At 51.2% G+C, this 12,043-nt stretch carries 14 protein-coding genes; 7 read left to right on the top strand and 7 right to left on the bottom strand.

Translation table 11 applies throughout. The features are described 5' to 3' along the window. Positions 1-6: 6 nt before the first annotated feature. Together VGS11_06935 and VGS11_06940 are read left to right on the top strand one after the other, a co-directional pair. The gene (locus VGS11_06935; protein HEV2119819.1) at positions 7-279 is read left to right on the top strand and encodes a hypothetical protein; all 273 of its coding nucleotides are present in this window, start codon (positions 7-9) and stop codon (positions 277-279) included. Positions 280-350: 71 nt separating this feature from the next. Next, the gene (locus tag VGS11_06940; protein HEV2119820.1) at positions 351-1,190 is read left to right on the top strand and encodes a DHH family phosphoesterase; all 840 of its coding nucleotides are present in this window, start codon (positions 351-353) and stop codon (positions 1,188-1,190) included. Here VGS11_06940 and VGS11_06945 read toward each other — a convergent pair. The 4 genes from VGS11_06945 to VGS11_06960 all read right to left on the bottom strand — a co-directional run bounded on the left by VGS11_06945 (position 1,187) and on the right by VGS11_06960 (position 4,285). Then, complete coding sequence (locus tag VGS11_06945) at positions 1,187-2,767, bottom strand: aldehyde dehydrogenase family protein (protein ID HEV2119821.1); 1,581 nt, start codon at positions 2,765-2,767, stop codon at positions 1,187-1,189. The two genes, VGS11_06940 and VGS11_06945, sit on opposite strands and share 4 nt — an antisense overlap. A gap of 83 nt (positions 2,768-2,850) precedes the next feature. Beyond that, on the bottom strand, positions 2,851-3,273 hold the full coding sequence (locus VGS11_06950; protein HEV2119822.1) for a hypothetical protein: 423 nt from the start codon (positions 3,271-3,273) through the stop codon (positions 2,851-2,853). 71 nt (positions 3,274-3,344) lie between these two features. Beyond that, complete coding sequence (locus tag VGS11_06955) at positions 3,345-3,563, bottom strand: ribbon-helix-helix protein, CopG family (protein HEV2119823.1); 219 nt, start codon at positions 3,561-3,563, stop codon at positions 3,345-3,347. A 107-nt stretch (positions 3,564-3,670) separates the two neighbouring features. Beyond that, positions 3,671-4,285 (bottom strand): orotate phosphoribosyltransferase-like protein, encoded by a 615-nt coding sequence (locus VGS11_06960; GenBank protein HEV2119824.1) that lies wholly within the window; start codon positions 4,283-4,285, stop codon positions 3,671-3,673. A 130-nt stretch (positions 4,286-4,415) separates the two neighbouring features. Here VGS11_06960 and VGS11_06965 point away from each other — a divergent pair, with 130 nt between their 5' ends. Both VGS11_06965 and VGS11_06970 read left to right on the top strand, forming a co-directional pair. Next, complete coding sequence (locus VGS11_06965) at positions 4,416-5,609, top strand: nicotinate phosphoribosyltransferase (protein ID HEV2119825.1); 1,194 nt, start codon at positions 4,416-4,418, stop codon at positions 5,607-5,609. Positions 5,610-5,974: 365 nt separating this feature from the next. Beyond that, positions 5,975-6,949 carry a threonine/serine dehydratase gene (locus VGS11_06970; GenBank protein ID HEV2119826.1) on the top strand — a complete coding sequence of 325 codons (975 nt, stop codon included), beginning with the start codon at positions 5,975-5,977 and terminating at the stop codon, positions 6,947-6,949. Positions 6,950-6,959: 10 nt separating this feature from the next. On the opposite strand, the gene VGS11_06975 is transcribed toward VGS11_06970, so the two are convergent. Further along, positions 6,960-7,967 (bottom strand): 2-hydroxyacid dehydrogenase, encoded by a 1,008-nt coding sequence (locus VGS11_06975; protein HEV2119827.1) that lies wholly within the window; start codon positions 7,965-7,967, stop codon positions 6,960-6,962. 105 nt (positions 7,968-8,072) lie between these two features. On the opposite strand from VGS11_06975, the gene VGS11_06980 reads away from it, so the two are divergent. After that, positions 8,073-8,882, top strand: coding sequence for a hypothetical protein (locus VGS11_06980; GenBank protein HEV2119828.1), 810 nt, complete (start codon positions 8,073-8,075; stop codon positions 8,880-8,882). Here the strand turns inward: VGS11_06980 and VGS11_06985 are convergent. Continuing rightward, positions 8,856-9,092: a hypothetical protein gene (locus tag VGS11_06985; protein ID HEV2119829.1), complete on the bottom strand. Its 237-nt coding sequence runs from the start codon at positions 9,090-9,092 to the stop codon at positions 8,856-8,858. The two genes, VGS11_06980 and VGS11_06985, sit on opposite strands and share 27 nt — an antisense overlap. A 312-nt stretch (positions 9,093-9,404) precedes the next feature. On the opposite strand from VGS11_06985, the gene VGS11_06990 reads away from it, so the two are divergent. Continuing rightward, complete coding sequence (locus VGS11_06990; protein ID HEV2119830.1) at positions 9,405-10,079, top strand: hypothetical protein; 675 nt, start codon at positions 9,405-9,407, stop codon at positions 10,077-10,079. A gap of 19 nt (positions 10,080-10,098) precedes the next feature. Continuing rightward, a complete protein-coding gene (locus tag VGS11_06995) occupies positions 10,099-10,287 on the top strand; it encodes an RHS repeat-associated core domain-containing protein (protein HEV2119831.1) in 189 nt (62 codons plus the stop codon). 52 nt (positions 10,288-10,339) lie between these two features. Here the strand turns inward: VGS11_06995 and VGS11_07000 are convergent, their stop codons facing one another. Beyond that, positions 10,340-11,902 (bottom strand): DNA topoisomerase I, encoded by a 1,563-nt coding sequence (locus tag VGS11_07000; protein ID HEV2119832.1) that lies wholly within the window; start codon positions 11,900-11,902, stop codon positions 10,340-10,342. Between the last annotated feature and the right edge of the window lie 141 nt (positions 11,903-12,043).

Genomic DNA, 12,043 nt, shown 5'->3' on the forward strand with positions numbered 1-12,043 from the left:
ACAAGCGTGGAAGACCTTCCGGGTTTCCAGAAAAAGACACAGGCTGCTGTATCGGACATTCGGAAGTCCGGCATCCGAGAAGCTGTCGTTCTCCATCACGATGAAGCAGACGGACTCACCTCAGCAACACTGACCAAAATAGCCCTGACACAGCTCGGACTTGAGACGAGGCTAATCTGTCTCGACAAGTTATATCCAGAGGTCGTAAAAGACATCGAATCAGGCGCCAGACGCATCGTTGCCTACGTCGACTTGGCTCCGGCCATGTTGATTGGCTAATCAAAGCAAACAGTACTAGAAGTCTAATCCTAGTTCTCGACCACCACGATACTTCTCCAATTCAGGATCCAATGCTCTACAATCTGAACCCTGAATTGTACGGTTTTTCGGGCGAGAAGGACGCCTCCTCCGCGACAGTGGCCTACCTGTTTTGCAAAGCTGTCGATCCCGGAACTTCCAACTACGCCCACCTAGCAACCATCGGGTCTCTGGAACTACCCGGCGAAACGCAAGGACTCAACTTGATCGCAATGAAAGACGCGAAAGACGGGGGACTGATTCGTGATTCTGGCAAGGGGGACCTTAGGATCGAAGCGAAGGGGATGAATCTCACTAGAACGCGAGCCTCCAGTCTTCTCAACATCTTGGGCTCGGTTGGCTACTACCGAAACGGACCCGCGGTTGGTGTCGGTGCCTGCCTAAGTGGCTTCGATGAACAAGCGATTGAGAGGGCCAAGGAGTTCGAGGAAGAACGAAAACAAGCTAATCGAAAAATGCTCGCGACAATAAAGAAGGATGGCCTCTCGCAGAAGAAAAGCATCCAATGGTTCCACGCCCATGAAAATTACAAAGGCATGGGAGGCAAAGTGGTCGGGAGTTTTTGCTCCTACTTACTATTCCAGCAAGGCGTCAACCCCGTCAAATACCTGATCGGCATGATGAGTATTCCACCAGACATTCCCGGTTGGGGAAAATTACCCTCATCCATGATCAAGGTCTCTGGAAGAGCTCCACGAATCCTCACTACATTGATCGAAAGAAGCAAGAAACCTCCTCTGTCAAGGATTCTTCCCGACTCATGTGCAAATATTGGTGGATTCGGTGACGGGCACTCCGTTGCAGCCTCAGGTGTCTTTCCTCTAGGGAAAGAGGAGTTGTTCTTGGAAGAGATAGATCGATTGGCTGTCTAGGCGTCTTTGACTACGGTCTGAGCCTGTTCGTGCATGAATTCTAACAGATAGTATGGTCCGCCGACTCCCTTGCCTGTCGCACCACTGCCTTTCCAGCCGCCAAACGACTGAGAGCCTGGCCAGGCGCCTGTTGTTGCGCCGCCCTTTCTGTTTGAATATGTGACGCCGAAGTCGATGTTCTTGAAGAAGGTGTCAATCTCGGTCTGATCGTTGCTGAAGATTCCTGCTGTCAGGCCGAAGTCTGTGTCATTTGCTTTTTTCAACGCCTCATCCAGGCTCTTGACCTCGTCAACGACAACGAAAGGCAGGAAGAGTTCCTCTTTCACAAGACGATCGTTCGAGGGTAGGCCGGTGACGACTGTCGGTTTGACATAGTAACCCTTAGACAGTTTCTTGTCGTCTGGTAGGCCACCTCCGGCAACGACTTTGCCGCCATCTTTCTTCGCGATTTCTAGGGAGCGCTGGTATTTCTTGACGCCTTTCTCATTGATAACGGGACCGACGAAAGTGTCCTTGTCTCTTGGGTCTCCGACTTTGAGGTTCTCTACCTTGTCCTTGAGGATTTTGAGAAAATCGTTCTTGATACCTCTCTCCACGTAGACTCGAGAGGTGGCGCTGCACTTTTGGCCGCTGTATCCGAACGCTCCTCGGACGACGCCTTCCGCTGCTTTCTCAAGGTCTGCACTTGACGTGATTACGGCGGGATTCTTGCTCCCCATCTCAGCAATGAACGGTTTCGGATAGGGCTGCCTGTTAACGAAATCGCGGTAGAGTTTCATGCCGACATCTTTCGAGCCGGTGAAAGCTATGCCCGCAACATCGAGGTTCCCAGTGACCTCGTCGCCAAACGATTCGCCGGGACCCGTAAGATAACTCAGTGCTCCAGGCGGCACTCCGGCTTTGATAAGTATCTCGTAGAGTTTGAGTCCAGACAATGGTGCAGCGCTAGTTGGATGAAACACAACTGTGTTGCCAGTGACAAGTGCAGATGCTACCATGCCTGCTGCTAACGCCAGTGGGAAATTGAATGGTGAAATGACCGCCCAAACTCCGTAAGGACGGAGAACGCTCTTCGATGTCTCTCCAGGGGCGCCGGGTTGCATAGGCTTCACGTATCCATCATCATGTTCCATCAAGTCAGCGTAATAGTCGAGCATGTCGATTGCCTCGCTCGCTTCCGCGACGGCCTCGTATCTGTTCTTGCCGACCTCGTATGTGATGAGGGCTGCAAGCTCGAATCGTTTCTCTTCCATTAGGTCTGCGGCTTTGCGGATAATGGCAACTCGTTCTGTCCACGGTTTGCGGCTCCATTCCTCGAACGCATCCTTGGCCGCCTCGATTGCCTTTCGTGCGTGCTGTGCCTTTCCCTTCTGGAAGTACCCAAGAAGAATCTTGGTGTCTAGCGGGCTTCTAACGTCGAATTCTCCCTCTCCAGCGAGAACCTTTCTGCCGTTGATGAACATGGAACGATGTTTCCCAAAATCGGCCTCAACTTGTTTTAGTGCCGATTCATATTTCGGATGAATGCTCGGGTCAGCGAGCAATGTAACATAGGTCAGCTTTGTTTCCTGACTCAAGGTATTCTTAACTGTAGCTGATTACAGGCTGAAGATAAGACTAGGCTCAATGAGTGCCTAGAGTCTGAGAACTGGTTCGGAGGTTAGGTCTGTACTGAACGAGACGCTGTCTTGTAGGTGATCGCCAAGAGCCCGCCGATTATCCCTAAAACTGACCCGACTCCTGTGAGGAAGTTGCCGGCAGCGAACAGCCCGATTACGGAGAAGACCACGATGATAGTTCCCCAGGCGGAATATTGATGGGTTCGAAAACTCATCACTACCGCACTGACTAAGACGAGGATCCCAGAGACAACGAGCAAGATGGCTGAAATTCGTGCGCTAGCTAGGGCGAATCCGAAATTAGTCGACCGAACGCTATTTCCTACGAAATTGTTGAAGGCGGCGCCCGAAGCGGTGTATTTGATGAGACCACTAGTAGACGCTTTTGCCACGCCACCGATGAAGGTCAATATTCCAGCGAGCAGAGAGATCCCGTACGCGGGAACTCGGTCCTGAGCTGACAATCTATTGATTCTCCGATAGGAAAATGTCCCGTTTGCCAAGAAATAAGCGTTGCCTGGGTTGTCTTTGCGGGCTAAGCTGCTATCTTTGCTCTGACTCTCTTGGACGGGCTGCGTGTTGTTCGCGATCGTCCGGGAGACGTGCCGGCGCGTCTGCTTCCATCTTTATCCATCCAATCTGGCACGATTACGGCTCTGATCAGTTCCTGCATGGTTACGCCTCGTTCTTTTGCCATCTTCCGGAGTTCCGCGTAGACCTGCGGGTCTAGGGACTGCATGAACTTGGTCGCCATCTTCTATTCTTCCGTTATACCTAACGCATCCGTAGGATATAATTGCACGCTTTTGACCAGGACAGAATCCTATTCGATCGTTCTATTTCCATTGATCAACAGGCGGCTTACTGCTTTGCCACTGGCAATAGCTCGACCAGAGATCGTAAGGGAACTCCTTCAATACTCTCTTTTCCACTCTTGTTGGCTAGGACGACTACTCCCACAGCTTTTGCCTTTACTCCAGTAAGTGTTTCGATAGCCGCCCTGATTGTCTCTCCCATCCGGAGTATCGTGTCGACGATCAGAACCTTCTTGCCCTCGACTCGAGAGAAGCTCGGGTTTACAGCGCCTGCGACTTTTTTCTCGCCGAGTCGCTGTGGGCGTACGGAAGCGATAGGTTTGTTCAACGATCTTGCGACGATGAGGCCTAAGGCCATGCCACCGCTTTCGATGCCGGCTACAACTTCAGGCTCTTCCATCAATCCGGCATCGATCGCATCTCTGACCATGTCTGCCATAGCTCGGCCAACGAGGGTTAGGCGTCGAACGCTGGATCCGATCGGGTTCCAGTTAACGTAGACATCATACGCCTCTTTCGTCTTGACTCCCTCTTTGCCGTGAAGTAGAAGCCACACTACCGTGTCTGCTTGAACCTTGAGCTCATCAGCTATTTCATACGTAGACATGCCGCGTTCCTTTAGCTCGCGGGCACTCTTCGAGAGCTCTTCCAGTGATCTCACGTCTACCTGACCAGCATTATTGAGTGTCGCTGAGCCTAGTTATAACTTGTCAGATGTTTAATCTGGAGTGGCAAGACGCTTGTCACCCTAACATTATAATTCGCTCAGAAGAACTCGACATTTGAACGGTATGAGAAAATTCCAGGTGGCAACTGATGACGAGATCAAGAATGCGGAGACAACGGACGTTTACTTTACGCGGACAAAGGAGATTCTGGAAAGCGAGGGACTCTCCGAGCTTAGAGTAACTGCAGAAATCACGACGGGCTCTCTTCCAAGGAATTGGGAGTGGGGCATACTTGCTGGAGTGGAGGAAGCAGCCCATCTCTTGGAAGATGTACCCATCGATGTTCACTCTTTCCCGGAAGGAACCCTGTTTCATTCGAGTGATGTAGAAGGTGTACGAGAGCCCGTTATGTTGCTTGAAGGCCGATACTTGGATTTCTGTCTCTATGAGACTCCGTTACTCGGACTTCTCTGCCAAGCATCTGGGATAACGACCATGGCGGCCCGCGTGAGGAGAGCCGCTGGCAGGAAAACTCTTCTCTCCTTCGGAATTCGCAGAGCTCATCCAGCTCTCGCCCCGATGATCGATAGGTCATGCTACGTTGGCGGGTTCGATGAGGTCTCAAGCATTGTCGGCGCAAGGCTTCTTGGAAAGGACCCTGCTGGAACGATGCCTCACTCGCTGATAATTGCCATCGGAGACCCGGTTAGGGCTTGGAAGAGCTTCAACAAACACATGCCGAAGAAGGTACCGAGAATAGCGCTGGTCGACACGTATTACGACGAGAAAACGGAATCTATCCTGGCTGCGGAAGCTCTAGGTAAGGATCTCTACGGGGTCCGGTTGGATACGCCTAGCTCGAGAAGAGGCAATTTCGCTGAGATTGTTCGAGAGGTAAGATGGGAGCTGGACTCAAGGGGATTTGATCATGTGAAGATTTTTGTCTCGGGCGGACTCAATGATGAAACGGTCGCTGATCTATCCCTCGCTGGAGCTGACGGATTTGGAGTTGGAACCTCAGTCAGCAACGCACCTAGCATCGACTTCGCACTGGATATCGTGGAAGCTGACGGGAAATCCGTGGCGAAAAGAGGCAAGTTGGGTGGGAAGAAAATGGTCTGGAGATGCGATGATTGTCTGATAGAGAAGGTAACAAGCGCGACTGCGACTGAGCCCGAATGTCCTAATTGCGGAGGGAAGACAGGCAGGTTGCCTGTGCCGCTTCTTTCGAACGGGCGATTATCGAAGACGCTTCCGTCTGCCGATAAGATTCGCGAAAGAGTTCTTGGTCAGCTCATGCGTCTTAGCGCTTCCTAGAAGGATTCAAGGCCTGTCTCTCAATCATTCGGTGAAAAGGGCAAAACTTCGAGAATGCGACTGGACCTTCCTTTAGTGCGGATCAGATGATCGCTTTCCTGCGGGTCTCAGAGAGCCACTCTTGCGACTCAAGGGTCGGTCGCTACGACCCCCTATTTTCCAAAACCATTTCCTGTCTGGTTCTGATTCTGGGCGAGTCTGCCCGTTCAGGGCACAATTCTAGGCTTGGATAGGCTTGGAAAGTAGCGGACAATTCCGAACGAATTTCCGACATTTGACCCGAGGCTTGCCAGAATCGCGATCACGGCTGATTTTAGGCGATTCTTGCTCCGATCCCTAACTTTAACCCTCAACCGATTAGGGAAATGCTCGACGGATTCATGATCCACGGCCGTTTGCCAGCGTTAGAGGACATTGTCGCGGCCAGTAGGCGAATCGAAGGAGTAGCAACCAAGACTCCGCTGGTGGAGTCGCCATCGCTCTCGAAGAGATTCGGCCGCCTCGTCTACTTGAAGCTCGAATGCTTCCAGCCCATACGGGTCTTCAAGATTCGAGGGGCTTACAACAAGATCTCCCAACTGTCATCCAAGAACATCATCGCGGTTTCTTCCGGGAATCATGGAATGGCGGTAGCATACAGTTCTCGGCTCCTTGGAAAGAAATGTACCGTAATACTGCCCGAGACAGCGGTCCAGGAGAAAGTCAACACTATCATCGAGCACGGTGCCGAGGCAATCAAGTATGGAAAATACACGACCGATCGTGATGCGAAGGCCAAGGAAATCGTCGGCAAGACCGGAGCGACACTCGTCCACCCATTCAACGACCCTGACATAATCGCTGGTCAAGGAACCTGTGGGCTAGAGATAGCGAATCAACTTGTCGACTTCGACTCGGTAATAGTTCCAGTTGGAGGAGGAGGCCTCATCTCCGGCATATCCATCGCGATCAAATCGCTGAGGCCAGAAGCGAGAGTCTACGGGGTCGAACCGGAGAACGCACCGAAACTCCAAGCAGCACTAAAGGCTGGCAAGATTGTCACTTTAGACTCGCCAAAATCAATCGCGGACGGGCTTATCCCATCAGCGATAGGAGAGCTAACCCTTGAAGCATGCAGGAAGCACGTCGACGGCGTTTACACTGTTTCAGACGACGAGATCCTTGCAGCAATGAAGCTGTTAATTCGTGATGCCCACATTTTCCCAGAACCCTCTGGAGCCGCGCCCGCCGCTGTCCTCCTCGCTAATCGGGATTTGGAGAAACTTGGTGAGAAAGTGGTGCTAGTAATATCGGGTGGCAACGTGTCATTGGATCTTCTTGCCAAGACGATTACTGGATGACGATTAGAATCTAGTATTCTTGCCTTTCTGTGGCGAGGTATTCTGCGGGGTTTACGATGTTCTTTGGCTTGAGGCCTCGAAGGAACCGTGTCACATTCTCAACCGCAAACCTCACCGGCTTTCCAGTGGCTAATCCTGATGGCCCTGATACGTGAGGAGTCCCGATGAAGTTGGACAATTCGAAGAACGGATGGGTTGTCTTGAGGGATTCCTTTCCCTCGCGATACCACCATACATCGGTTGCGTATCGAAAATCTGGGTTGTTCTTCAGGTGCTCGTAGAGGGCGCTTTCATCCACAAGCTCTCCGCGCGCAATGTTCACGAGGATCGCATCTTTCTTCATCGTGGCAAGTTTGTCCGCGCCAATGATCTTAGTCGTGAACTTTGTCAGCGGGAGTGAGATTATGACTGCGTCGCTTTCTGCTAGGACTCTCAGGAGTCCCTTGTCTCCCTGAAACTGTCTCACGCCTTTCTCTCGAACCGGTTTTCTTGAGAACGCGAAGACCTTCATCTCGAACCCTTTACCGATTCGTGCAACGGTGGACCCTATCCCTCCGTATCCAAGAATGCCTAGTGTCCTTTCCGCCAAAATCGTTACTTGCTTCCCGCCTAGAGTTCGCCTCAAAGACCATTGCCCCGTCTTTACCGCGTTATGAAAGTCAACTATCCTCTTGGCAGCTGAAAGCAACAGAGACCAAGCATATTCAGCAACCTCGTCAGAATAGGCTCCAGCATTGCTGCTGACTATGACCCTCTTGTCAAGCTGGGAAAAGGGAATGTGGTTGACACCAGCGAGGATACTCTGGACAAATCGCAGATTCCGCATCGTCGACAAGTGTTCAGGGGATAGGAAACTGGGCCAGAAGAACACAAGAAGAACGTCTATTGACGGTAGCAGTTGGACTAGCGATGCCTCGTCGAGACCGGTCGAGCTGAAAACTCTCGCATATTTGGAAAGCGCCTGAATGCTAGTTTGGTTGACGACGTCGGTGGTAATCAATAGATTGGGCTTTGGCAAGGCCACATTCCCTGTGTGGTTCGAATACCTGCAAGTGGAGCTAGTTCAGCTTTAACCATAAGTGTTAGAGAAAATAGACCGCTCATAGAGAGTGAGACTCAAACCATGGAACAGACCCCGGCGCTGGCAATCCTCGAGGATCTCGTTCCTAATGGAATCAGATTCGGAGCAAGTTATCTAGTTGAGTTCGGTCCAGACTCCCCATGGTACGAAACATCCCTTACCATAGCAGCGAGCGCTTTGAGAAACGGAGCGCGCACGGAATACCATACCTACATGCATCCACCCCACGAAGTTCGAGACTCCCTGACCAAACTCGGATTGAACGTGAGAGAACTGGAGCAGAAAGACCATCTCAGAATACTGGACACGTACGATGTGATGACCGGACTAGCTCACCCTGAAACTCCCGAGGGTATGCGGTCGAAGGGAAGGGAAGCTTACGAACATCAGTCCTTTGACCTCAATCACTGGAGCCGCAAAGTTGTCACTATCATCCGAGAGGGAGTTGCTGAAGAAGAAAAGAGGTGGTTACACATTGATGACAACACCTCTGTGATGTGTCACTATACCGATGAGAAGTTGATTATTGACATTTGGAGGACGAGGATCATTCCCTATGCAAAGATGCGGGGTCTCGCGATGTTTCATTCGTTGATGATGGGAATCGCTTCCGATTCTTTCTATAAACAGTTCGAATCGCTTTGCGACGGCATTATCGAATTCCGGACCGGTGACGAGGGAGGACAGGTCCAGCACTTTGTGAGGGTAAGAACCCTCCGCGGAATGGTTAGTGACAACAGATGGCGACGGCTTCAATTCCACAACGACGGCTCGATTACAATTGATCCAGATAGCAAGCCCAGGGAGCTCGGAATCGGAGGCTGGCTAAAAGGCCCCAAGAAAACGCGATAGGTCGAGGATAAGGGCGGCGTAATTGTCTCGATGTGTCGACATTAGCCGTTCCTGAACCGTAGTTCTAGGCCAGTTTGGAATTGCGATCTCACCCACGTCTAGTGTGAGACGATACCGCAAAGGATTGCCGGGCCGAGCCTTCGGTTTCTTCTCTGAGGGAGCGATAATCCATTTCATCAACATGTCGATCGCGCCAACTCTAGGCTGCAAACCCGTTCGTCTGGAAAGAACTGGGGTTCAGGAACAGAAGAGGACTCGGGGCCGAATATGTTGTGCGTAAGCACTGAAAGGAACTCGTTTACATCTAACACGAGCGTCACAAGCTAATTTGGTTGTTTTGTTTCAATGACGTCAGATCATCAAATACTGACAGAAACGGTGCCTGCCCATGGTTGGAGCCAGATCCGTTGTGCTCGTTAAGCCTGTTATGATGCCGTATCCGGGGAGGCGAACCAACAGACTCACCACTGTAATTCTGGTGACAGCTCTAATATTGTTGACACTTCTTGGGTCAATGGGTCCTTGGCTACAAACTGCACCTACACGAGGCCCGGCCAGGCCTCGTCAGTCAAACTGAAAAATGGTGGTACGACGCTCATGTATCTTGCATACCAGTACAATAACACAGGTACCGTCGCCAGCGTCTCCGGCTGGTTGACAAACACTTCTAACGCACAGGTAACTGTTAGCGAGAAGTATGCCTACGATCCTCTCCAGAGGCTTGTAAACTCGAATGTTACATCCGGGCTAACCAAGACCCTTGCCTCGTTCCTATACGATAGCGTCGGAAACAGGGCTCAACAGGTTCTAAACGGAATCGCGACTACCTACACATACAACGTGCTGAACAACGAGCTAACGAGTTCCCTTGCTTCCGGGGTCACGACCAGATACGCGTACGATAATAACGGCAATCTAGTTTCTAGAGTTACAGGCAACACGCAATGGGCCTTCTCCTGGAGTCCAACAGGGAACCTTGTCAGCGCGACCAACAATACCGTGACGAAGAGCTTGTATGCGTATGATGGGCTGGGACGCCGAGTCGAATCCATCGAGGGGGAAACACGCTGTTCTATGGTTATATGGGCACGGAAACGCTTGCTGAGCTGCGAAGCGGGCTCGAGAACAACTACGTCTTTGCTGGAGGCTCCGAATAGCCCATTACGGCTCAAACCCGACCGGCTTCTATCACACTGATCCCCTAGGAAGCACCCGGATGGTCACCGACCAGAACAGGAATATTGTCTTCAGCGACAACTACCAGCCCTACGGACAGGACAACTCCGCCACCGGATCAGAGACCTACAAGTTCACAGGCAAACCTGTAAGCGCGACGACAGGTTTGTACTATTACTACCACCGATGGTACGACTCGTCCATGGGTCGGTCAACTTCACCTGACTGACAAATGACAACTTGTTCGACGCACGGACCTCTTCCTCGATTGCAGTTACAGATCAGGTCTTAGCTCTGGAAGCCCAGAGAAATTTTCGTTGCAGAGTCTTAGGATAGATGCTCTTCCAGTCGTATTCGGCTTTGTTCGCCCAGTTCTTGTAGACTCTTGGGTCAATGTAGTTTCTGAGAGAAGTGTTCAGGTTGTAATCGCGAGTCCGTTTCTGGAGGTCCACGTCGAGCTTTAGTTTTCTGATGCGTTCCTCCAGCCTCATCTTCTGTTTGTCCGTCTTGACCTCCCTTGTCTTCAGTTCATCCAGTCGTTGTTGCTTCTTGAGCAGGCTTCCTTCCCAAGTCTTCGGTGGTGTCCGTTTGTGGTTGCACCTGATCGCCGCTTCGAGATTCGCAACCCGGGCATGGTGCAGTTTGACGTAGGGTGACTCTTGGGGCTTGAAGCTGTTGTGTCTTCGCAGGTAAGTTTGAACTGTCTCCGTTGCGTGGTGCGTCCTGAATACCTTCGCTGTTAGTCCCCTCACCGCCTTGTTGAGGAAACGGTTAACGTGTTGAGAAGTTACTCCGTCAAAAACGAGATCCTCTGGCCTCTTTCCCCGTGTGAATTCTTGGAGGTTCTTGCGAATTGGCGCGTTTGTACCATCGACTTTCAGGATTTTTTGCCATCGAACGCTGTCCTTTCCTAGGAAGTCGAATTCGATCCCATGAGGAAGGAATTTGAGGTGCTCGACTCTGAGGGTTGATGCGCCTACTGTGTCTGCCTCATCCTCATCCTTCTCGTCTCCGACCCTCATCGCTAGGTTGTCTATGAGATAGGCGACGCTTGCAAGCTTGCGCATCTTCAAGTCAGGTGACTGTAGATTCTTGTCGATGAACTGTTGAACGTCTGGGAGACGGCGTTGCAGATTCCGGGCCGAATCATACTTGAGCTTATCTCGTTCTTGACGAAGATCAGAGATGTCACTTGGCCAGACGTACTTGCGAACGTTGCTGAGCTTGTCTACCCAGTAAGCAATCCAGATGGACCCGTGATCATGAGCAATATCTTTCCAGTTGCCCGGTGGAGCCTCAGCATTCTCAGACAGGTTTAGAACAACGTCATCGGGGTTGATTCTCGGCTTCCAACGTCCCCTCATTGGATGGCTGCCTCTTCCCATGAAGAGACTGGGAGGCTCTACCATCCAGTTAGCAATCTCAGTCTTAACCCCATCAATCTCCGCGAAACCATACTTTTCCTTCAACGACAAGCGAAGCTGCTTTCGCTGAGCTGCCGTTTTCTTCTTGTAGTCAAGATCCTGTTTCTGCAGCTCCTCCTTTGATTGATACTCGTAGACGGGGGTGAAGTCGATCTCGGAATACTTTGCATTTGCAAAGCTTGAGGGTAGAAGTTTGAGAAAGTCCGACAGAAAATTAGTCTGAAACACAGGGTCTTGGATGTAAGGCGTAGTTCTCTTCTTTCCCCAAGCATACGCTAACTCCTCAGCCTCAGGAGAGAGTTGGACCAAAGTGCCGTGGACTCGTATGGAAAGCCGCCTCGGCTCATAGGCTGGGGGAAATGCCACGCCGTTGTGGCTCAACTCCTTCCATGCCATAACAAGTTCCTCTATGCTGTTCACTCGTTACCAGTATGAATAGCTCGGGTCCGGTCTTCCATTCTCGATATCCGCACAAAGTTGTAGATGAGGATTTTTCTTAAAAACACTGTTAGAGATTACAAGAACCGGGATAGACTAAAGAAGGTCGGATGGATGAGGTAT

This window comes from Candidatus Bathyarchaeia archaeon (assembly GCA_035935655.1).
Taxonomy (GTDB): Archaea; Thermoproteota; Bathyarchaeia; order 40CM-2-53-6; family 40CM-2-53-6; genus 40CM-2-53-6.

Excerpts from the sequence above, each read along its gene's own strand:
- VGS11_06940 (HEV2119820.1), top strand. The coding sequence starts at position 351 with ATGCTCTACAATCTGAACCCTGAATTGTACGGTTTTTCGGGCGAGAAG.
- VGS11_06955 (HEV2119823.1), bottom strand. The coding sequence starts at position 3,563 with ATGGCGACCAAGTTCATGCAGTCCCTAGACCCGCAGGTCTACGCGGAA.
- VGS11_06965 (HEV2119825.1), top strand. The coding sequence starts at position 4,416 with ATGAGAAAATTCCAGGTGGCAACTGATGACGAGATCAAGAATGCGGAG.
- VGS11_06970 (HEV2119826.1), top strand. The coding sequence starts at position 5,975 with ATGCTCGACGGATTCATGATCCACGGCCGTTTGCCAGCGTTAGAGGAC.
- VGS11_06980 (HEV2119828.1), top strand. The coding sequence starts at position 8,073 with ATGGAACAGACCCCGGCGCTGGCAATCCTCGAGGATCTCGTTCCTAAT.
- VGS11_06995 (HEV2119831.1), top strand. The coding sequence starts at position 10,099 with ATGGTCACCGACCAGAACAGGAATATTGTCTTCAGCGACAACTACCAG.